The 20,187-nt window shown below is 43.1% G+C and carries 23 protein-coding genes; 7 read left to right on the top strand and 16 right to left on the bottom strand.

Annotated elements, in window-relative coordinates:
• Positions 1-23 precede the first annotated feature (23 nt).
• The 3 genes from PFZ69_RS11880 to PFZ69_RS11870 all read right to left on the bottom strand — a co-directional run bounded on the left by PFZ69_RS11880 (position 24) and on the right by PFZ69_RS11870 (position 2,854).
• Positions 24-254 carry a hypothetical protein gene (locus PFZ69_RS11880; RefSeq protein ID WP_270181296.1) on the bottom strand — a complete coding sequence of 77 codons (231 nt, stop codon included), beginning with the start codon at positions 252-254 and terminating at the stop codon, positions 24-26.
• A 335-nt stretch (positions 255-589) separates the two neighbouring features.
• A complete protein-coding gene (locus tag PFZ69_RS11875) occupies positions 590-2,152 on the bottom strand; it encodes a flotillin family protein (protein WP_270181295.1) in 1,563 nt (520 codons plus the stop codon).
• A 120-nt stretch (positions 2,153-2,272) separates the two neighbouring features.
• Positions 2,273-2,854 carry a YdeI/OmpD-associated family protein gene (locus tag PFZ69_RS11870; protein WP_270181294.1) on the bottom strand — a complete coding sequence of 194 codons (582 nt, stop codon included), beginning with the start codon at positions 2,852-2,854 and terminating at the stop codon, positions 2,273-2,275.
• 187 nt (positions 2,855-3,041) lie between these two features.
• Between PFZ69_RS11870 and PFZ69_RS11865 the strand changes: the two genes are divergently transcribed.
• Complete coding sequence (locus tag PFZ69_RS11865) at positions 3,042-4,850, top strand: LTA synthase family protein (protein ID WP_270181293.1); 1,809 nt, start codon at positions 3,042-3,044, stop codon at positions 4,848-4,850.
• Between the two features lie 112 nt (positions 4,851-4,962).
• On the opposite strand, the gene PFZ69_RS11860 is transcribed toward PFZ69_RS11865, so the two are convergent.
• The 12 genes from PFZ69_RS11860 to PFZ69_RS11805 form a co-directional block, all read right to left on the bottom strand.
• Entirely contained in the window at positions 4,963-5,319 is a 357-nt protein-coding gene (locus tag PFZ69_RS11860; RefSeq protein WP_270181292.1) for a hypothetical protein, read from the bottom strand.
• 20 nt (positions 5,320-5,339) lie between these two features.
• Positions 5,340-5,762: a FosM family fosfomycin resistance protein gene (gene fosM, locus PFZ69_RS11855; protein ID WP_270181291.1), complete on the bottom strand. Its 423-nt coding sequence runs from the start codon at positions 5,760-5,762 to the stop codon at positions 5,340-5,342.
• A gap of 33 nt (positions 5,763-5,795) precedes the next feature.
• Positions 5,796-5,984, bottom strand: coding sequence for a hypothetical protein (locus PFZ69_RS11850; protein ID WP_270181290.1), 189 nt, complete (start codon positions 5,982-5,984; stop codon positions 5,796-5,798).
• Positions 5,981-6,484 carry a GNAT family N-acetyltransferase gene (locus PFZ69_RS11845; RefSeq protein WP_270182025.1) on the bottom strand — a complete coding sequence of 168 codons (504 nt, stop codon included), beginning with the start codon at positions 6,482-6,484 and terminating at the stop codon, positions 5,981-5,983. Before PFZ69_RS11845 ends, PFZ69_RS11850 begins: the two co-directional genes overlap by 4 nt.
• Before the next feature lie 33 nt (positions 6,485-6,517).
• Positions 6,518-7,042: a histidine phosphatase family protein gene (locus tag PFZ69_RS11840; protein WP_270181289.1), complete on the bottom strand. Its 525-nt coding sequence runs from the start codon at positions 7,040-7,042 to the stop codon at positions 6,518-6,520.
• Entirely contained in the window at positions 7,042-7,224 is a 183-nt protein-coding gene (locus PFZ69_RS11835; RefSeq protein WP_270181288.1) for a hypothetical protein, read from the bottom strand. Before PFZ69_RS11835 ends, PFZ69_RS11840 begins: the two co-directional genes overlap by 1 nt.
• Positions 7,225-7,228: 4 nt before the next feature.
• Positions 7,229-7,798 (bottom strand): 2'-5' RNA ligase family protein, encoded by a 570-nt coding sequence (locus tag PFZ69_RS11830; RefSeq protein WP_270181287.1) that lies wholly within the window; start codon positions 7,796-7,798, stop codon positions 7,229-7,231.
• Between the two features lie 9 nt (positions 7,799-7,807).
• Positions 7,808-8,287: a GNAT family N-acetyltransferase gene (locus tag PFZ69_RS11825; RefSeq protein WP_270181286.1), complete on the bottom strand. Its 480-nt coding sequence runs from the start codon at positions 8,285-8,287 to the stop codon at positions 7,808-7,810.
• Positions 8,288-8,346: 59 nt separating this feature from the next.
• Complete coding sequence (locus PFZ69_RS11820) at positions 8,347-8,892, bottom strand: GNAT family N-acetyltransferase (protein ID WP_270181285.1); 546 nt, start codon at positions 8,890-8,892, stop codon at positions 8,347-8,349.
• A gap of 128 nt (positions 8,893-9,020) precedes the next feature.
• Positions 9,021-9,770, bottom strand: a complete 750-nt coding sequence (locus PFZ69_RS11815) for a phosphotransferase enzyme family protein (RefSeq protein WP_270181284.1) — start codon at positions 9,768-9,770, stop codon at positions 9,021-9,023.
• A gap of 17 nt (positions 9,771-9,787) precedes the next feature.
• Positions 9,788-10,570: a class I SAM-dependent methyltransferase gene (locus PFZ69_RS11810; RefSeq protein ID WP_270181283.1), complete on the bottom strand. Its 783-nt coding sequence runs from the start codon at positions 10,568-10,570 to the stop codon at positions 9,788-9,790.
• Positions 10,567-11,613 carry a beta-carotene 15,15'-monooxygenase gene (locus tag PFZ69_RS11805; RefSeq protein ID WP_270181282.1) on the bottom strand — a complete coding sequence of 349 codons (1,047 nt, stop codon included), beginning with the start codon at positions 11,611-11,613 and terminating at the stop codon, positions 10,567-10,569. The genes PFZ69_RS11810 and PFZ69_RS11805 overlap by 4 nt, the downstream gene beginning before the upstream one ends.
• A 192-nt stretch (positions 11,614-11,805) precedes the next feature.
• On the opposite strand from PFZ69_RS11805, the gene PFZ69_RS11800 reads away from it, so the two are divergent.
• The 6 genes from PFZ69_RS11800 to PFZ69_RS11775 all read left to right on the top strand — a co-directional run bounded on the left by PFZ69_RS11800 (position 11,806) and on the right by PFZ69_RS11775 (position 19,360).
• Entirely contained in the window at positions 11,806-13,881 is a 2,076-nt protein-coding gene (locus tag PFZ69_RS11800; RefSeq protein WP_270181281.1) for a helix-turn-helix domain-containing protein, read from the top strand.
• Positions 13,882-14,009: 128 nt separating this feature from the next.
• Positions 14,010-15,035 (top strand): TRAP transporter substrate-binding protein, encoded by a 1,026-nt coding sequence (locus PFZ69_RS11795; protein ID WP_270181280.1) that lies wholly within the window; start codon positions 14,010-14,012, stop codon positions 15,033-15,035.
• Between the two features lie 67 nt (positions 15,036-15,102).
• Positions 15,103-15,600 carry a TRAP transporter small permease gene (locus PFZ69_RS11790; RefSeq protein ID WP_270182024.1) on the top strand — a complete coding sequence of 166 codons (498 nt, stop codon included), beginning with the start codon at positions 15,103-15,105 and terminating at the stop codon, positions 15,598-15,600.
• Entirely contained in the window at positions 15,597-16,868 is a 1,272-nt protein-coding gene (locus PFZ69_RS11785; protein ID WP_270181279.1) for a TRAP transporter large permease, read from the top strand. The genes PFZ69_RS11790 and PFZ69_RS11785 overlap by 4 nt, the downstream gene beginning before the upstream one ends.
• Positions 16,869-16,884: 16 nt before the next feature.
• A complete protein-coding gene (locus tag PFZ69_RS11780) occupies positions 16,885-18,069 on the top strand; it encodes an amidohydrolase (RefSeq protein ID WP_270181278.1) in 1,185 nt (394 codons plus the stop codon).
• A complete protein-coding gene (locus PFZ69_RS11775; protein WP_270181277.1) occupies positions 18,062-19,360 on the top strand; it encodes a Zn-dependent hydrolase in 1,299 nt (432 codons plus the stop codon). The genes PFZ69_RS11780 and PFZ69_RS11775 overlap by 8 nt, the downstream gene beginning before the upstream one ends.
• A gap of 135 nt (positions 19,361-19,495) precedes the next feature.
• Here PFZ69_RS11775 and wrbA read toward each other — a convergent pair whose 3' ends face one another.
• On the bottom strand, positions 19,496-20,161 hold the full coding sequence (wrbA, locus tag PFZ69_RS11770; RefSeq protein ID WP_270181276.1) for an NAD(P)H:quinone oxidoreductase: 666 nt from the start codon (positions 20,159-20,161) through the stop codon (positions 19,496-19,498).
• Positions 20,162-20,187 lie beyond the last annotated feature (26 nt).

Genomic DNA, 20,187 nt, shown 5'->3' with positions numbered 1-20,187 from the left:
TGAATTTCCCCTTTTAAAAAACGTTACATGATCCAACTTGCGATGATTTGAACCAATCCAAATCCTACAGCAATCACACCACCGAACAATAGACCGGTCAACAGCGACTTTATCATACTAAAAACAAGGTTTGATGGTTGTTCTTCACTTGCCTCTTCCATCTTCCCTAATCGATGGTTTATTTCTTTCAATTCTTCTAGAATCTTTTCGTCTGTGTTCATTCTGCTCAACGTTCCTCCTAAGGCGTAAAACATACTCTACTCCTAATTATTCCAAACTATTCCATATGCCGCAATACTGTTATCGAAAGACGATCAACTTACATAGCATTAGCTATGACATTTACTTTTCATGGAGATAACTTCTCATCACTTTGATAGATCACATACAGTAACACACAACAAAGCAACATGTTGTATAAAGGCGTTAAAGATTCTAAGGTCGTCACCACAATAAAAGTGATAATGAATAATCCGCTACTTAAGAGACTTTTGATAGATATACACTCTCCTTATCGATCGTAACGATTATCTTAATGTTGGTCGCATGTATAAAGAAAGAGCGCCGAACGAATTCGACGCGCTTACTGTTACTCTTTCTGTTCTTTCTCTAATTCTTCTTCATACGCAGAAGCGACTTCACTTTCATACTGCTTTTGCTCACGTTCGTGCGCTTCAGCATCTTCAGCGTCTCTAGCTTCTTCCGTTTCTTCAGCTTCAGACTTCTTCTCCTCTGAAGAGAAACTATTATAGTTTCCTCTCGATACAAAGCTTTCAAGCATTGCTTTTAAGTCCATACCTGTCGACTCTTTAAGACTCGCTTGAAGTCCCGTCATCGTTTTCGTTACGTTATCTGTGATCTTCGCAGAGCCATTGCTACTTCCTCCGCCCATATCGATCACTTTCATGTCTGAAATTTGAGAAAGCGGCTGAGAAATTTCATGCGCATACTTCGGCAGCATTTCGACGACCATTTCGATGATTGCTGCTTCTCCGTATTTCTCCATCGCCTGAGCCATCAGTTCTTTTGCTTCCGCTTCGGCTTTACCACGTTCGCGAATAACCTCAGCTTCTGCAAGCCCTTTTTGCTTCTCGATTTCTGCTTTTGTCTCACCATCGATCCGATCTTTCTCAGCTTCCGCCTCTGCTCTCGCACGGATATCGTATGCGTCCGCATCAGCTTGTGCTCGTCTACGCTTCTGTTCCTCAAGCTCTAGTTCAACCTGACGCTTACGCTCGATGTATTGAACCTGCATCTCTTCTTCTTTTACCTTCTGGTTAAGCGTAGCTTGCTCGAGGTTGTAAGACTGCTCAGAACGCGCACGTCCACGTTCAACCTCTGCTTTATATTCCGCTTCTTTCACATCTTTATCTTTTTGAGATTGCGCGATGTCGATCTGACGTCTGATCTCATCTTCTTCTGCTTCTTGGTCTGTTTTTGCTTTATGCATACGCGTTTCACGTCTCGCGTTCGCTTCAGCAATGTCCGCATCTTTACGTGCTTCTGCGATTCTTGGACGTCCTAGCGCTTCAAGATAGCCGTTCTCTTCGTCATCATCTTTTAACTCTTTAAGCGCGAACGATGTGATCTCAAAACCTAGGTTCTTCAAATCTTCTTCTGCGATATTTTTAACCTTTTTGTTTACTGAATTAAAATCTTTGTAGATTTCATCGACGGTAAGGGAAGAAATGATCGCACGAAGGTGACCTTCTAGAACTTCCTTCAGCTCACGTTCTTTTTCCTTCTGTTCCTTACCGAGAAATTTCTCTGCATAGTTCGCAACGATCTCGAGCTTGCTTCCGATACTGATCTCCGCAACACTCGTCGCTTTAATCGGTACCCCTTCAGACGTGTATGCTTTTGGTGAAGCGATCTCGAGCTGGAACGACGTAAGGTCGATCGGCGTACTCGTTTGGAACATCTTGAGGCGAATACCGCCACCTCGCACGATCTTCATGCTTCTGCCGTTGTCATCGACGAAAATGCGATTGTCTTTTTCTGCATCTCCAAGTTTTGGCCCCGTGATAATCAGCGCTTGATTGGAGCTTGCCGTCTTATACCGCTTTTTGAAAATAAAAAAGCCGATTCCGGCTGCGATCAATAAGAAAAACAAAATGACCGCTGAAATAATCAGTCCGATAAATTCCATCATATCCCGTTCATCATCCTCTCTTGGTTTGCAATCTATGTAATTGCCTTACCTTTTCTACGGACTAGAACAAGAAAAGTTTCAGATTTTACCGAATTACCCAGAAAAAAGGAAATGAATGAATCAATCATTCAATCCTTTTCCTTCAAGAATATGTGGCACATATTTCTCAATGCGAGAAACCCTTGTCTTCGATTGTTTCGCTTTTGAAAAGTAAAAGCCATACGCGCGCTGACGTCCTGGCGTCAGTTCTTCGAACGCTTTTTTCAATTGTGGACTCTCATTAAATTTTTGCTGAAGCTCTTCAGGAATTTGAATATCTTTGTTCATTTCAACCTTCAACCCTGCTTTCTCCACCTCGATCGCTTCCTTAATATAGTCTTTCAGTATCGGCGCTAATTCTACAATTTCGTTCACGTTCGTAAACCGAACCTGACGTGCAGCCTGCACATTTTCCGTCTGCTGAATGAGGATGCCATGAGGATCCTTAAGTAACGCACCTTTGTGAAAAAGGATCGCGCAGTACTCATTGAATCCGTGGATCAGCACAATGTTCTTATCATCATACATGTAGCAAGGGTGCATCCATTTCATGTCTTCTGTTAAGTCGCAGTCTAAAATGATCTCTCGCAACGTTTCAAATTCTTCTTTCCACTGCTTCGCTTTCTTAAGAAAACCATCTACTTTTCGACTTCTACCATCCATTTGAACACACTCCTTTTTAGATCGTGCATCTCTTCAAGTCTCACTACTACTATTTCTCATCTTCACCCATACTCCTTCTACAATCTCGTATGCTTTTCTGTAAGCACATCCGAATGTTTCCTAGTTAACTAAAAAAGGAAATTTAGGAGATAACTTAGTACAAGGACTAATTATAGGAGGTGTTTAAATGGAAACGCTCGATTATTGGATTTATCTCATACTATCACTTTTAAAATTGTTTCTATTTAGTTTATATACAAACACAGCGTTTCAGTTTGATTTCCTCCTTGTGAATGTAGCAGGCATGGTGATGATCTCGTTCTGGACACTGTTGTTAAAACCCAAAAAAAGACGATGGATTCTCTTCATCCTTCTCTTTTTACATAGTACGCTCATTCTCTCTGACCTCTGGTACTACCGCTACTTCGACGACCTGTTGTCGGTCGCGTTGATCTCACAGATGCTTCAGATGAGTGACGTTGGTGGTGCATTTATGGAGCTCATCATGGTGAAGGATTTTCTCATCTTCACTGATCTCATCATCTTTGGAGTCGTAATTTTTCTATTACGTCATAAAGATAATCCACTACCAAAAAAGAAAAAGCGCTTGATCGCTGGCCTTTCGTTATCCGCGGCAATCGTTATTTTTGCGACACCGCTCGTTATGAGTTTCGTTAATAAAGAAAAATGGCTGATGGATGAATCGATTTCGAACATGCGCGAGTATTACCAGCTTGGGTTCTGGGGCTATCATGGACTGGATGTTGTTACTGAAGTAAAGCGGCAAATCGACGACGAACCGAACGTTTCGAGCGAAGTGAAATCAGATATTAAAAAGTCTCTCAACAAAGAGACAGACCCTAAGAAGGTAACTGATAAGCCAAACATCATCCTTGTGCAGCTCGAATCGTTTCAGGATTCTGTCATCGACCAATTCGTGAACGACCAAGTGTTAACACCGAATCTAAACGAGTTGAAAAAAGAATCAATGTACTTTCCATCTTTCTATCACCAAACCCATGAAGGGCGAACATCGGATTCTGAGTTCACGACAATAACATCACTTTACCCGCTGAAATCAGGGTCCGTTTACACGCGCTTTCCAACGAACGAATACAAAGCGCTCCCTGACCTTCTTAAGAACTACGGCTATGAAACGGCAGCGATGCATGCCTTTAAGGAAGGATTTTGGAACAGGGATGATGTGTATGAGAACGTTGGATTTGATCACTTTTACAGTGAGAAAGATTATCCAGACGGTGATAAAGTGGGGATGGCGTTGAACGACCAGACCTTCTTCACCTCATCGATCGATAAGATGGAAAAGTTGAAAAAGCCTTTTTTCGCTTTCATGGTCGCTCTTTCGAGTCATACGCCTTACGATATTCCAAAAGAGAAGCGAGAACTTAACCTTGAAGGCTATAAAGACGAGCAGCTGAAGAAGTATTATCAGACGGTTCATTTTGTTGATAAAGCAGTTGGGGTGATGATCGAGGAGCTGAAGCAGAAGAATATGTGGAACGATGCACTCGTCATCTTTTATGGAGATCACGACAGCGGGCTAACGATGCCAGGCGATGAAATGGCAGAAGAAGCAAACGTTGAGAACGATGTCGATGCGTTCGAACTCGACCGACAAGTTCCATTATTCATCAAGCTGCCAAATGCAGACGGTGGAAAAGTGATGGAAGGAAACGGAGGACAGATCGATATTGCACCTACCATTCTGGATGTATTAGACATCGAACCAACATTCATGCTTGGAAATTCACTTCTCGATGACAAAGAAAACATGACCGTTTTCAGAGATGGATCGTTCCGCTATCAAGACCTTTATTACAAAGCAAATTTAACGGAAGCGTCTGGAGAGGGAACATGTTACTCTGTCTCTTCGGAAAAGGCAGTTTCCCATAGTAAGTGTGAGGAACAAATTGAGAAGTCAGCGGAGCAACTGCGCTTATCAGATGCTATCATCGAGAATAATGCGCTTGAGTAAATGAAACATATACCGTAAAATCGCAAAAATAACGGTCAGCGGGCCAAATGCCTCTGATCGTTATTTTTTTATAGGTTTTTAGCTCTTTTTTCTAAAACGGTTAAGGGACGGTTTAGTTTAGACGTTGCTCCAATGATTCGATTGCTAGTTTTAGCGCAGTTAAACGGCGCTCATTTATTGTTTTTTGCGCACTACCTTTTTTTGCTCGTTCAATCTGTTTTTCAATAGATGGAATAATGCCTTCTAGAACTTCTTTAGAATTCCTTATTGGTTCTTCGTCATAAAAGAACCCCTCACTGTTCCAATTGTCTTTTAAACTTTTTATACCGATTTCTACGGCGTTAAGTCTCTTTAAGACGAGCGTCGTATTTGAACCTTTTTCGCTTATGCTTTTATAAGCATTTGAAAGTTTATTGTAAGTGGACTCCAGCGATTTAATGGACATCTCTTTGGCTTCTGCGCTAGTCATCAAATACAAGTCACCTTTCTTTAATCATAGAATTCCATATGTGTTTTTTCTTTTCTGTAATAATCTAACCTGTCCTTCATCGTTCCTGAATGAAATTCAAATTTATGGCCATCTGGATCAGTGAAATAAATCGATTTCTTATCTTCATTCGCTCTTGGACGGCCAGGTAAAATCGTCACTTCAAGATCGACTAGTTTAGTAACCATATCTTCGAAGTCGCCTTCATCTACCGAAAAGGCAATGTGTGTATAGGATTGCGTTATTTCATTTCGAGGAATGTCCTTTTCTTCATTGAGAGCAAGCCACATTCCATTTAGATCAAAATATGCTGTTGTTTTACCTTTCACTAACAATTTAGCGTTAAATACGTTCTTGTAAAACGTAATAGAATGTTCCAAGTTAGAAACCGAAAATAAAAGATGATTTATACCCGTTATAGACATCCTACCACCCTAACCTTAATAACGATCTCAGCTTCATTTTACTACGCTTTTTTTAATCTGTATTGAAACAAACCGATAAACAAAATACGAAACACCGCTTAATCCTAAGATACCAGTAATCGTTAAGAGCGGCATCTCATTTAAGAGAGACATGCTCACGACAAACAATAAAAAGAAAAAGACGACCCCTACCCCATTCAATACGTTCTCTTTGTTTTTCATTGTTCGATCTCTTCCAAAATAGATTCCGATAAACGTCTGCTCAGAATTTCACCTGGTAATCCGTCTATTTCACAAACTTTTTCTGATACAAACTGCTGATTGACCAAAATTTTTCTAGAAGCTATATTATTTGGATCAATCGTCGCCATGAGCTTTTTCACATCTGTTTGTTCAGCAAGCTCGATCAGCATTCTTGCCACTTCAGTTCCATATCCTCTCCCCCAAAATGGCGGCAGCAGCATATAACCGATTTCAGCTTCGTAAGCTTCTTTCAACGTGACGTGACCAAGACCTAGGAATTGGTCCTCACTCATGATCTTATAAGAGCCTAGTAAATCACTACGTTTGTTACTCAATAATACCTTCTCATAATTCGACCGCGCTTCTTCTAACGGAATCGCACGCTCGGTGATTTGAGCCATCACGCTTTCATTGGAAACAAGCCGATAATAGTCTTCAAAATCATCCTTTTGAAACTTCACTAAATTCAATTTAGATATGATCTTTCACCTCTCATTGGTCAGAATCGTTTCTTAAATCTTAAATTCATAAACCCTATAATCTCCATTATCAGAAGAGTATTGTAAGATGTTTTCATCTTCAGGAATCCCTTTAAAATAAGCACCGATTCCTCCCGTGGTACATCGGTGGCCCGCAATAAGAATTTGCTTATCGGTAAAGTTCGTCTCGAGCTCGCTCATAAAATGAAACACCCGTTTCATAAATAGCCGGGGATCTTCTACTCCATTGTAGATAGAAGGGTCAGGAATTCCATTCACTCTTTTCACTTCGCTAACCACTAAGGAATCAGTTGCCCCAAGGTCGAACACATTCAATCGATCATCGAGCGTGGCTTTTTTCCCTGCCACTATTTCTGCAGTTTGAACAGCACGTTCCTGCGGTGAGGAGTACACGAGATCAAACTCAACATCATGAAGTTTCTCCTTCACACGTTCTGCTTGATGAACACCAACTTCATTCAGTGGCAAACCATGTCTTCCTTGCAGTCTTCTCTCCTTGTTCAGCTCAGTTTGACCATGACGAATGACGTAAATCATCAGGATAACTTCTCTGGAGAAGATGCATAAAGCTCAATATAGCCACACTTTGGACATGCATAAGCCTCGACACTGCTCATCGTCTCTTTATTCGGCTTCACTGAAGCTTTATAAACGCGAATAGGCGAGCTATCTAATTTTGCTTCCACCATCTTCGAATCACACCTCAAACAATTCTTCATTCCTTTATCCTCCACTCTCCATCACCTCACCCAAAGGCACATCCAGTAACGGCTCATACTTACGCTCATCGACGTTTAACTCATAAATCCGAATGAACGTCACGTCAAACGTTGGATAAGGCGTCAGTTCTCCCTTTACTTTTTTCTCCATTTCCTTAAGATCAGATCTTGAGACACCTTTAGAAATACCGCCACCATACGTCTCTTTTGCTAGCGTTAAGTGTGGGACAAAATCCTCACCTTCAAAATACTGCTTGATCATCTCGTTTGATGGAGAAACCGCCCTCACAAGCTGATGGTGCAGTTGGATCAATTCATGTGAACGAACTTGTAAGTATAAAACGATATCTCCAAAATACGCAGGACCCTCGAGCGTTAGTTGAAACGGCGTACTTTTCGAACACACTTCCTTCACTTTTTCGATCCACTCTCGATCACCAGTTAAGCCACCTTGCGCTTTTAACGTAACGTGAGGCTCAACACCTGTATGTTCATTCCACTTTTGCTGGAAATGCTGTATTCTTTTTAAATAATCTTCCGGCGGTACGATGCCGATAAAGTAAGCTCTCTCCATGCTACCCCTCTATTCATCACGTAGTTTCTTTACGAATAACACTCGATCTTTTCCTTCTCCATCATAGTTTGAATGAACCGGTACCCGATCGACCAATCGATCCCCTTTAACGATCTCGAAACCCATCTTCGTATGATAAGCGATGGAAGCTTTGTTTACCGGGGACGTCACCGCTCTTACAGTATCTCGATTTTCGAATGTTACTGCTTTAAAAAATCGCTCGTAAAGCGAACTACCCACGTTATGTTGCCGAAATTCCGGATGGACGCCAACAAAGTGTATGTATGCTTCCTTTAAGTTCGATTGAGAAAGAAATCCGATGAGGAAGCCGATGATATTATTCTCTTTTTCTATTACAAAACTAGTAGGTTGAAAATGATCAAAAAACAGTTTTGGTAAAAGGTCTGACATCTGTCTGCCACCCCACCACTCGTTGATCAAAGGTGCAAGCTGGTCATAATCTGAACTTCTCACGTTCCGCACGTGCAACGTGATCTCCCCCTTTCAAAACTCGAGCGCAAAATCGCAGTTGTTTTTATATTGATAGATTAGCAATTCCGCGACCTATCAAACTCACTTCTCAACATCCCGTACACTTCAGCATCTTCATAGGTTCCTAACACGATTCGATCCTCTCTCAGGACGCCTTCTCGTACCATCCCAGCATGCTGCAGCACCTTGATCGATCCTTTGTTCCGAGTGATCGCTGTTGCCCACACCTTGTTTAGTTCAAGGTCAGTAAATCCAAATGTGATCATTCGTTTGACGGCTTCTGTCGCAAAACCCTCTCCCCAGTATGACCTTCCGATCCAATACCCGAGCTCACCTCGATGGTTTTTCTTGTCAACACGTATACAGATCGTCCCAATCAGTTCATCGTGATCCTTAGAGTACATAACGAGCGGGTACTCTGTGCCGCTTCGAATCAATTCCGGCTGAATCTTGATCCACTCCTCCGCATGCTCCAAGCGATACGGATAAGGTAAGCCAATGATGTTCGCCACATCTTTATGGTTGGCTAACTGCTGGATGCGAGGTGCATCTTCCATTTCAAATGGTCTTAATGTGATTCGATCTGAATCTAGTGGCTGCATCACGGTCCCCCCTTTCGCTAACATAAAAAAATCCCGCCCCTCGCTTTGGGACGAGATTATCTGTGAAGCTGCACGGCATCATTTTTTAAAAATTCTAACACGATTAGAAATTCTTGTAAACGAAGCGGTTACTTCCACGCATGCCCATGGTTTTTAATAAACGCGATTTCTTCCTTGTAATGTGTGACATGCCCCTCCTCGATCATTTTTTGAAACGCCTTGTCACCTTCTGACGCTTTTCTCGTAATGGTCTGACAGAGACCTTCTAATCGATCCACCACAACCTCTACCCAATCGTCTTCAAACGTTTCGCCATACGCTTCGAAGAACATGGATACCCGCCTCTTGATGTCAGAACCTTCCTTAACCATGAACCTGCTCAAAGGGACGCACGTGTAAAGGGTATAAGCGATATCCCAGATTCTTGGACCTGGTGCCGCCATATCGAAATCGATGATTCCAACTGGTTCTTTATCGTGAAAAATAATGTTATAGATGGCAAAATCATTGTGACAGATCACTTCATGATGTGGAGGTGTATGATCTAACGGTGGCCAGTCGGGATCGTAGGCGTAGTCACTCACAGCATCATGATACGTGCGAAGCATCCGCGCGATCTCGACAAGTGAATCGTCTGAAAGCATGTACTCTTTTAGAGGGTAGTTTCCCGCCTCTCCCTTAATAAAAGTCAGCACTTCTCTCCCTTGCTCATCGATACATAGAAATCTCGGTGAATGAAGATATCCCTTACGTTCGAGGTGATCGAGCAGCGCATGAATTCTGTAGCTGCCTTCCTTCAATTCTCGTCTCACCGTTTGACCTGATCGATAGACGTTCGACACGTTTCCACCTTCTAAAATTTCTTCTTGGTCTCGCATAAGCTCTCTCCTTTCTATTACTGCGAAACAAACAATCCAGTAGATTTCGTAATCGGAATCGCACCACCGTTCGCTTCCTTTACTTCCTGTAAATACTTTAGAAAACCTCCCACTTCTTCCTCACCAAATCGGTGTACATTCGTTGAGTGCAAATAGTCGATGATGGCGTGCTCATCGGTGATGCTGAGGTCACCTGGAAAATTGATGAGATCGACATTATCAAAGAAACATCTCAATTGATCCGCTCCATTTTCTAATCCAAACTCCTTTGCGTGTACGGTGGCGGATGGATAATCCAGTTGAGGAGAAAACCCTTTTAAAAGGTCTCCAAATCCCCTCATGTGCTCTTCTCCAATTGTAGAAGAAAAAAACGTACCACCATCTTTCAACACTCTCCGCACTTCAGATAACGCTTTGTTACGATCAGGAACGTGGTAAAGCATATGATTCGCAATAACGACATCAAAAAGGTTCTCTTCATAAGGAATGTTTTCGATCTTCATTTGCTCTACATGAATGTTTGCCAGCCTGCTCACGTTCGTTTTGGCTGCCTCCACCATACCTCTTGAAAAGTCAGACAGCGTGATGCTCCATCGCTCTGATACCCGCTCGCGATTTTTCACCCAGAATGTTGCATCTCCACATCCGATTTCTAAAATGCGCAATCTTTCATCAGGAAGATTGTATCGGTCGAAGAGCCATCGATGCCAATCTTCTTTGTTTGTGCTGAATCGCTCGTGAATACTGATGCGTGTACGTAAGTTCGTCGATTTCTTATACTGCTCCTCTATGTTGTTCACGCCTGTCCCTCCAATTGATCAACTAATCTATTCAGAAACTCGTGATGCTCATCGATACGTAACGCAACTCTCGTATAAGACTTTTGGATCCCGAAGAGGTGCGTTGCCTTACAAGGATTTTTTAGTTCTAAAATTAGTTCTGGCTTTACTTCTTCAAAATCTTTTGCGATGAATGCGATGGTTGTCTTCTTGTCGATCGCGCTATCCAATGAAGCACGATCAACCGTAATTGACTCAATTTCATCCAAGGAAACGATCATTCGTTTCGTTAAACCAAGAGATAAGTAAAGTCTTTCACTTTCTATTCTTGCTGGGTTTAAGCGAATCGCCTGGATTTCTCCAACGAGGAAGGCGATGGAATACACATTTAAGATGAGTAACACGAGAGAAATGCTCGCTGACTGCTCATGTAACCACCAATGAAGTCCGATCGTTTCGATCGCGATCGCGTGGATCGTCATGATGTGAATCATGATAAGACTTGATTTTTTATGTAACGTAAAGTTTGTTTCATCCGCACTCTTTTTCCATGAGAAAAACGCATAATAGAACATGAGGATTTCTGAGACGAAGATGCGGATGACGGAATGATCACGAACGTTTTGTTCCATAGCAACTGGAAAAGAAAATAAAAAGGTTTCTTTACTTTGTTTCACTCCTCTAACAATAGAAGGAACATAGCGGATCAGCGCGATTAGCAATCCGATTTCAAGCACGAAAACAAGGACTCCTAACGCCATATCGATTTGAGTCATGTTAAAAACAGAAGCAAGATATTCTTGAGGAATAACCCATCTGACGAGAAGGAGTCCACCCACCATCATGAGGAGCAGCCGCTTCACAGAAAACGCTCCTACAATCGCTAGTATGAAAATAGGCGAGACGATGGCTAGGTCAACGATCGAAGCCATCACGAGCAGCTGGGCCTCTCGAGGAACCGGCTGTGAGACTGGAAACCTGTAGACAAGGAAATTTGCTGCGAGCACAAAAACGAGAAGCATCGATAAAACGTAATGTTTTGTATCAAGACGCCATGCCACCATGACTCCACCTCATTTTTCCATATTTAGCTATCTACTCTATGTTATTCTCCTCGAAAGTCCGACAATCCTCTAGCCTTTCTCTATCTAAATTCCTCTCTTCCTTCTATAGAAAGTTGTCTTTCTGTTAAGTTTCGAGATAATTCGACATGATAAGATAGAGATAAAAACTTGTAACGGAGGAATCGTAGAAGAATGGTCTATCCTTTACTCGCCGACTCAATTATCCAATATGCAAAAGCAATTGCTTTACCACTATCCGAAATCACTATTTTTTACAAACAAACGAACGTGTTCACAAAACAATTCGACACAAATGGCGGTGCGACTACCAAGATTGAGAATGACCGCTATACGATCGTGATCAAAGCAGAACAAGAATCCTCTGACCTCACCGATTTCGTCAAAAAGCAAAGCGAGCTCATGTCCACGACCGTAGGAGTTGAACAAAAAGGCAAGGATCTCCTCCTAAACCTTTCAAGAACGCTCGCGCTCTATCAACGGCTCGATGAAATCCTGAGAAGAATCATGGACATGGCGATGGAAGTTCTCCCACTATCCGATTCATGCAGTCTATACATATATGATGCTAAGGAAGATATCCTGATTCCACGGGTGACGCGCGGTTTTAAATGGAAGCATCTGCAGCATATTCGTTTTAAGCCGGGCGAATCGTTAACAGGGTTCACGTTTCAATCGAAGCGCCCGCAGATCTTCCATCACACTGATGAGGTTTATCAAGGGATGGAGTCGATGTCGAAGGAAAACTGGAAGCACTTCGAGGAGTCGACGCCGATCGAAGGCGGCGAAAGGATGAAAGCACAAAGCGCGATGTGTTGTCCTCTTATGATTCAAAACGACTGTATCGGTGTCGTGAGCATCAATTCGTTCCGCCAGACAGGGCATTTCACAGATGAAGACCTCGATCTCCTAAAAGCGATTTGTAACCAGGCAGCGTTCGCTGTTCATCGAGGGTACCTCTTCACTGAACTAGAAAACCAAGCGGATAAATTGATGAAGCTGAATCATGACATCCAGCTAAAAAACCAGACACTCGAACAGACGCAGCACAATCATAATGAATTGATGAAGATCGCGATCGACCAGCAGGGAATGGATCCGATCATCGCTTTCCTCAGCGAGCGGTTAAACGCCTCGGTATTTATGTACGATGAGTTCAGACAGCTCGTGTCATCGTATGAAAAAGACGGTGTTCCGTTCGAAGCTGCGATCCCACCATTTCTAGATACATTGACGCCTGACTTGTTGAAGCCGGTTCATCTAGATACCTACGACGTCGTCGTCATTCCGATTATCACAAGAAGGGAACCTAGAGGTTTCCTCGCAATCTCAAACAAGGAGCTTCCTCTCGACCATCTTGAAAAAATGCTTATCGAAGAAGCGCAGAACATCATTTCCATCGAGCTTTTAAAACAAGAAGCGGTTTACGAAACGAAACAGCGAATTCAGGGAGAGTTTCTAGAGGATATTCAAGGAAAAGTGGACATCAGCGTATTGATCGATCAGGCAAAGCTTCTCGGTTTAAGTGATCGAGAAAACTACCTGTTCTTCGGACTTCATATCGATCAACAGCAAAACGAATGGAGCGTCAAAGAAACGAAGAGTCTTCACCACATCGTTGAGAAGTTTATCGCACACTACTACAACAGCAACATCATCTTCAAACGAAACAACGGCCTCCGAGGCATCATTGGATTTCCACCTGATACAACTGAAGAGTCTGTACGAAGTCAGATGGATACGTTCATCGATCAGCTAGACCTGTATATCCGTAGACATTTCGAGAAAAGAACGTTTTCCTATGCGTTAGGAAGATTAACCTCCCTAGAAGAAATCAGGACGTCCTATAAAGATGTGTGGTACTGCATCGAGATTTTTAACCGGCATAAACGCCCCAATCAGCGGATGACGTATCGAGAAGTCGGCGTTGCGAAGATGATGATGAACAGTTCGGAAGAAGAGCTCTACCAATTTGTCATCGATCAAGTGAAGCCGTTGATGGATTACACAAAACAGAATAAGCGCGAGCTACTCGATACACTCGAACATTACTTATTCAATCATCAGCACCTAAAAGAAGTTGCGGATGCGTTACACCTTCATAGCAATACGCTCAACTATCGACTAAGACGAATCAGCGATATCCTATCGGTCGATATCCGAGATGCCGAGGTCATCTTCCACCTCCGTATGGCGTGGAACATTATAAATTTATTAGGAACAAAAGAAGAGTGGCTCTTCCGTTCTTAACACCTATTTGTTTAAACTTCAGTAAAATTATTATTTTTTTGTTAAAACACACAATAAAAAGAAGGCGCATGTCCGATACAATGGTTTTAAATATTCAAAAAACATTATAAAAATAAGGAGTGCGTGAGATGAAACGATTACTTGTTTTACTATTAACACTAACTGTTTTCCTCGGTGCATGTGGAAGCGGCAGCGATTCTGCTTCTAATTCAGGAGACGGAAGTTTTGAAGAAAGAACGTGGAAAGTTGGCTTTAACACAGTTGAAGGCTCTGTCCGCGATGTCGCTGCTAAGAAGTTTAAAGAAGTTGTAGAAGAAGAAACAGACGGCGCAGTCACAGTTGAAATCTACCCTAACGAAGAGCTCGGCAGCGCGCAAGAAATGATCGAATCGGTACAAGTCGGTGCACTAGACATGCAGATCGCTGGTGCCAACATGATGGCGAACACGATTCCTGAATACGCGACGCTATCGCTTCCTTTCTTAGTTAAAAACTTCGATGAAGCACATGCAGTACTTGAAAGTGAAACTGGCGATAAATTGAAAGAACTCGGTTCTGAGCAAGGATTGAAAGTATTGTCTGATGTTGAACTTGGCTTTGCTCAAATCACGAACAACGATCACCCGATCAATACTCCAGAAGATCTAGAAGGCTTAAAGATGCGTTCACCGAACGACGTAACGTTGATCGAAACATTCAAGACACTAGGAAGCTCTGTTTCAACGATGCCGTTTACTGAAGTTTACCTTGCACTATCCCAAGGAGTAGTCGATGGTCAGTTCAACCCGCTCGATGCGATTTATGAAACCAAGTTCCATGAAGTACAAGATCACCTTGCGATCCTGAACTTCACTTACTACTATTCATACTTCATCATGAACCAGGGCACGTTTGACGGCCTTGAGCCCGAGCTTCAAGAAATCGTACAAAAAGCATCGAATGCAGCACGTGATGCATCTTATGAGTTCACAGCAAGCAAAGATAAAGAAATGTTAGATAAAATGCAAGATTCTTTCGTGGAAATCACTGAACCTGACGTAGAACCATTCCAAAAAGCAGTAGAGCCTGTTTACGGAAAAATGGAAGAAAGAATGTCACCTGAAATCATGAACGAGGTTCAAACATTCCTAGAAGAATACCGCTCTGAACAATAACACATCATTCAGCGAGCAGGTCTTCTGCTCGCTGAATTTTCATTATAGGAGAAAGTTGGTGAACGAAATGCTAGAAAAAATCACATCGAGGTTTGTGAAGGTTACTGAAATCATCGCAAGTATCCTTATGGTTCTGCTTACCCTCGTCGTGTTTGCAGAAGTCCTATCAAGATATGTTTTCGACTATCCTATTTCATCTTCTACTGAGTTGACGCAAATCTTCTTCCCTTGGATGATCTTCCTCGGAACGATCGCCGTTACGAAGAATGAAGATCATTTGAAAATTACCGTTTTACAAGAGAAATTCGGCCGAGGCGTTCAGTGGGTGCTACAGATATTCGCAAAAGTCATCATGCTCCTGTTCTCGGTTTATATGGTTTATGCAAGTTACTTACTAGCAGATGCTGTTCGCATGCAGCCTCTACCGATGCTGCAGATTTCAAAGTCGTGGCTATACATCTCTGTAACCGTATCGTTTGCTTTAGTTGCAATCCTTTTAATTCTTCAAATCAGTTTACTTATTCGAAATAAAAGTACGTGGATGGAAGGAGGAGAAACCCAATGATCGCCATAATGATTATCAGCTTTTTCGTTATGCTCTTACTCGGAGTCCCAATTGCGTTCTCCATGGGTATGTCGGCCGTTCTTTTCTTTATCGTCGACGGTATTCCGATGGAACTAGCAGCTCAGCGTTTCTTTTCAAACACGCAATCATTCGCATTCCTAGCGATTCCATTCTTTATTTTTGCCGGAAACTTAATGATCCATGGTAATATCGCTCAACGAATCATCAAAGTCGCAGATTCGATGGTTCGCCAACTGCCAGGTGGTCTTGGCTGCGTATCCGTCATCACGAGTATGGGAATGGCAGGCGTTTCTGGTTCTTCTGTCGCAGACGCCGCTTCAACAGGTAGTGTGTTGATTCCTTCTATGAAAAAGAAAGGATACTCTTCTTCCTTCTCAGCTGCGATCAACGCATCGAGCTCTGTAGTTGGAATCATCATCCCACCGAGTAGCACGATGATCATCATCGCATGGCTAGCAAACCTTTCTGTTGCAGAAATGTTCCTAGCAGGTGTGATCCCAGGAATTTTAATCGGGTTAACGTATCTCATCACGACAGTCATCATTTCCGTTAAACGTGGTTATCCGCGTGAATCGATGCCTTCTTTTAAGGAGTTTTTCGTAAGTCTTTTCAAAGCTTTCTGGGCACTCGTCCTTCCTATCTTCTTGATCGGAGCCATCGTATTCGGAATCGCAACCGTTACAGAAGCAGCTGCCCTAGCGGCGATCTACGCGTTCCTTATCGGGAAATTCGTCTATCGCTCGCTATCGTTCAAAGGGGTTTATGAATCATTAAAAGAAACCGTTTACGGTACAACGGTCGTGATGCTCATGATCTGTACGTCGATGATCTTCACTTATGCGCTGATCTCAGAAGGCATTCCAAACTTGATTTCAAACTGGATTTTAGGTCTTGGCCTTTCTGATGGACTCGTGATCTTACTGTTGATCGTCATCATGCTTGGTGCTGGAATGGTGATGGAACTTGTTCCAAACTTGTTTATCTTTATTCCGGTATTTTTCCCGATCGCAACTGGTGTCGGAATGGACCCTACCCACTTCTCAATCGTGATGCTTTGTTCATTCGCATTGGGACTATTCACACCACCAGTAGGCTCTACCCTATTCATCTCGTGCCACATCGCTCGAGTTAAAATTGAAAATACAATTAAAGATATATTTCCATTCTTCATCACTGGAATCATCGCAATCCTACTGATCGCATACATTCCAAGTTTGACGCTATGGATTCCAAGTCTATTTGATTAAAGAAAGGACGTTGTTCATGTACGGAAAAATGATCGAACAACTAGAAACAGAATACCCACAAATGGTCGAATGGCGCCGTTACTTCCATGAAAATCCAGAGCTTTCGTTTCAAGAAGTCGAAACACCTAAGAAAATTGCAGGTTTTTTACGAGACATCGGGATCGAAGAAATCGAAGAAGGCGTAGGTGGACGAGGAATCGTCGCGAAGATTCACGGAGGTCTTCCCGGTAAAACGATCGCACTTCGAGCAGATTTCGATGCTCTCCCCATTCAGGATGCTAAAGACGTACCGTATAAATCAAAAGTGGATGGTGTTTCGCATGCCTGCGGACACGACGCTCATACCTCGACGCTGCTTCATACAGCAAAAGTTCTTCACGATAATCGCGAACACCTTAACGGAACGATCGTTCTGATCCATCAGTTCGCTGAAGAACAAACACCAGGCGGTGCAAAGCCTATGATCGAAGCAGGGTGCCTCGAAGGTGTCGATGAAGTGTACGGAACTCACTTATGGTCGATGTTCCCAGTAGGATCTGTTTTCACAAAAAGCGGTCCACTGATGGCATCGTCCGATCGATTCACGATTGAAATCGACGGAAAAGGCGGGCATGGTGCTCTTCCTCACGAAACGATTGATCCGATCGTCTGTGGATCAGCCGTTGTTCAAAATCTCCAGCAGGTTGTTAGTCGAAACGTTAATCCACTAGAGTCAGCGGTGCTTTCACTAGGCGCATTTGAGTCAGGTGGCCCCTTTAACGTCATCCCGTCTCACGCGAGTATTTTAGGAACGGTTCGTACGTTTTCACGAGACGTTCAGGTTTCCGTGAAAAAGCGGATGACTGAAATCGTCGAACATACAGGAAAAGCATACGGCGCTACGTGTTCTCTGAACTATGAAGAAGGCTATCCAGCCCTATTCAACCATGAGAAAGAAACGACGTATGTAAAGCGCGCTGCTGAAGACTTATTTGGAGCTGAACACTCACTGGAGATGGATCCTATGATGGGTGGAGAAGATTTCGCTTATTATTTGTTAGATAAACCAGGTGCGTTCTTCTTTACTGGAGCAGGTCATAAAGACGCTTATCCCCACCACCATCCGAACTTCGATATTGAAGAAACAGCGATGCTACAAGCGAGTAAGATGTTCATCAAATTGATCGAAGTTAGTCATGAGGAGGGTGTTTCAGATGGATAACCGAGTCAGACGATGGAAGGAGGAATATAAGCCTCTGCCTCGTCACACCCACTTACCTATGAATCATTTCATCACCTATTTCGATGCCGTCAATAGTATTGGAGCAACGGAAGCCGGCGGCAATAGCCGCTTCCCCTATACTTCTGAATACAGAGAAGCGATCGAATGGGTTAAGAAATGGATGAGGGAAATCGGAATGTCCGTTCAGGAGGACGCGATCGGCAATGTTTATGGAAAAATTAAAGGCATCCATACACATAAAAGCCTCATGCTAGGCTCTCACATCGATACAGTTCCGAACGGTGGCATGTTCGATGGCCTGTTGGGCGTGCTATCCGCTTTAACAGCAGTTGAATCGTTCATCGAACGAAACGGAATGCCAAAGTGGTCGATCGAAGTCGCTGTTTTTGCCGACGAAGAAGGATCACGCTTCAACCATGGTTTGTTAGGAAGCCGTGCGATGATCGGTGAAATCGACGAAGAAGCGCTCCTCACATACCGTGATGATGAAGATACGACGCTCAGTGAAGCAATGACAGCGGACGGTTTGAATCCTGATGGATTAAAAAGCGCTGAACGAGACATGGACGAGTTTATCGGCTACCTCGAGCTCCACATCGAACAAGGTCTCGTGTTAGAAACAAACAAGCAGCAGATCGGTGTTGTAGAAGGAATCGCGGGTCCTGCCAGAGAAACGTTTACGTTTATCGGAAGCGCAGATCACGCAGGAAATACGCCGATGAACATGAGGCAAGATGCCCTGATCGGCGCAAGTGAACTCATCACGTCGATCGAACAGCTTCCTGCCAAATACAGCGACACCGCCGTTGCAACAGTTGGAAAGATCACCAACTCTCCAAATGGAACGAACGTCATCGCAGGAAAAACAACGGTAACGGTTGATATTCGAGACATCGACCGAGACGCAAGAGAAAACCTGATCGATGCGATTAAAGAGCGTGCATCTTCTATCGCAAAAACAAGAGGACTCCGACTTGAAACGTCAAACAGCATCCGCGTTGAGCCTGTTCATATGAACGATGAGATGACGAATATGATTGAAGAATCAACGAACGAATTAAACTTAACGTATCGTAGAATGCCAAGCGGCGCTGGACATGATGCCATGCTTGTCGGCAAAAAAATTCCTACAGGTATGATTTTTGTTCCGAGTAAGAACGGGAAAAGTCATACCCCTGAAGAATGGACATCGTTAACAGAATGCTTAGACGGCATTCTTGTGATGGAACGAACGATTGGGAAGATTTTATCAGGTTATAAAGAAAGCTAAAGCTCCACAACCATGCGAGCCCATCACTATTGTGGTGGGCTCGCATTTATTTATGATCATCGCTATTCGCTTATCGATCGTATGCATAACAAAAGGTCGATTCAAGTATTGAATCGACCTAACAATATTCCGTAATTAACGATTTCCGTTCTTAACCCACTCCGCTACCGTTGCTGTTCGTTTTGCTTGATGCTTCACAGCCGGTTCGACGTTTTCCTGCATCTTCCCGTCCTGACCAACTGTAACACTCGTACCATAAGGGTTCCCTCCAGCAGCGAAGATCGATTCGTCTGTATATCCTGGACTCGCTACGATCGCTCCCCAGTGGAACATGGTCGTGTAGAGCGATAGGATCGTTTGCTCCTGACCACCGTGTGCATTGCTCGCTGAAGACATCGCACTTACAACCTTATTCGCAAGCTTACCATTAAACCACAGTCCGCCCGTTGTATCGAGGAACTGCTTCACTTGACCAGGCAAGTTACCAAAACGAGTCGGAATACTAAAGATATACGCATCTGCCCACTCCAAATCATCAAGCGTCACTTCAGGCACATCCTTCGTTTCTTCCAAATGCGCTTTCCACGCATCGTTCGATTCGATCGCTTCCTTTGGAGCTAGTTCCGGAACTTTAAGTACCTTTACTTCAGCACCGGTATCTTTCAAGCCCTCCTCTGCCCACTTAGCCATCTTATAATTTGTACCTGTAGAACTGTAATAAATAATTGCGACTTTAACGTTTTCCATTTTATTTTGCTCCTTTTCAGGTGATTTCCCAAAGATTTTTTCTAAAAAGCCCATTCTTGCACCTTACCTTCCCAATGTGA

It is taken from the genome of Alkalihalobacillus sp. CinArs1 (assembly GCF_947387515.1).
GTDB lineage: Bacteria > Bacillota > Bacilli > Bacillales > Guptibacillaceae > Guptibacillus.
Note: the sequence above shows the minus strand (reverse complement) of the source record. Positions and strands in the feature narration are given on the sequence as shown.

Coding starts and splice junctions, on each gene's coding strand:
- PFZ69_RS11860 (WP_270181292.1), bottom strand. CDS start 5,319: ATGACTAGCGCAGAAGCCAAAGAGATGTCCATTAAATCGCTGGAGTCC.
- PFZ69_RS11800 (WP_270181281.1), top strand. CDS start 11,806: ATGGTCTATCCTTTACTCGCCGACTCAATTATCCAATATGCAAAAGCA.
- PFZ69_RS11840 (WP_270181289.1), bottom strand. CDS start 7,042: ATGATTTACGTCATTCGTCATGGTCAAACTGAGCTGAACAAGGAGAGA.
- PFZ69_RS11790 (WP_270182024.1), top strand. CDS start 15,103: ATGCTAGAAAAAATCACATCGAGGTTTGTGAAGGTTACTGAAATCATC.
- PFZ69_RS11870 (WP_270181294.1), bottom strand. CDS start 2,854: ATGGATGGTAGAAGTCGAAAAGTAGATGGTTTTCTTAAGAAAGCGAAG.
- PFZ69_RS11775 (WP_270181277.1), top strand. CDS start 18,062: ATGGATAACCGAGTCAGACGATGGAAGGAGGAATATAAGCCTCTGCCT.
- PFZ69_RS11820 (WP_270181285.1), bottom strand. CDS start 8,892: ATGCAGCCACTAGATTCAGATCGAATCACATTAAGACCATTTGAAATG.
- PFZ69_RS11875 (WP_270181295.1), bottom strand. CDS start 2,152: ATGATGGAATTTATCGGACTGATTATTTCAGCGGTCATTTTGTTTTTC.
- PFZ69_RS11850 (WP_270181290.1), bottom strand. CDS start 5,984: ATGAAAAACAAAGAGAACGTATTGAATGGGGTAGGGGTCGTCTTTTTC.
- PFZ69_RS11835 (WP_270181288.1), bottom strand. CDS start 7,224: ATGAAGAATTGTTTGAGGTGTGATTCGAAGATGGTGGAAGCAAAATTA.
- wrbA (WP_270181276.1), bottom strand. CDS start 20,161: ATGGGCTTTTTAGAAAAAATCTTTGGGAAATCACCTGAAAAGGAGCAA.
- PFZ69_RS11785 (WP_270181279.1), top strand. CDS start 15,597: ATGATCGCCATAATGATTATCAGCTTTTTCGTTATGCTCTTACTCGGA.
- PFZ69_RS11805 (WP_270181282.1), bottom strand. CDS start 11,613: ATGGTGGCATGGCGTCTTGATACAAAACATTACGTTTTATCGATGCTT.
- PFZ69_RS11780 (WP_270181278.1), top strand. CDS start 16,885: ATGTACGGAAAAATGATCGAACAACTAGAAACAGAATACCCACAAATG.
- PFZ69_RS11830 (WP_270181287.1), bottom strand. CDS start 7,798: ATGGAGAGAGCTTACTTTATCGGCATCGTACCGCCGGAAGATTATTTA.
- PFZ69_RS11865 (WP_270181293.1), top strand. CDS start 3,042: ATGGAAACGCTCGATTATTGGATTTATCTCATACTATCACTTTTAAAA.
- PFZ69_RS11815 (WP_270181284.1), bottom strand. CDS start 9,770: ATGCGAGACCAAGAAGAAATTTTAGAAGGTGGAAACGTGTCGAACGTC.
- PFZ69_RS11880 (WP_270181296.1), bottom strand. CDS start 254: ATGTTTTACGCCTTAGGAGGAACGTTGAGCAGAATGAACACAGACGAA.
- PFZ69_RS11795 (WP_270181280.1), top strand. CDS start 14,010: ATGAAACGATTACTTGTTTTACTATTAACACTAACTGTTTTCCTCGGT.
- fosM (WP_270181291.1), bottom strand. CDS start 5,762: ATGTCTATAACGGGTATAAATCATCTTTTATTTTCGGTTTCTAACTTG.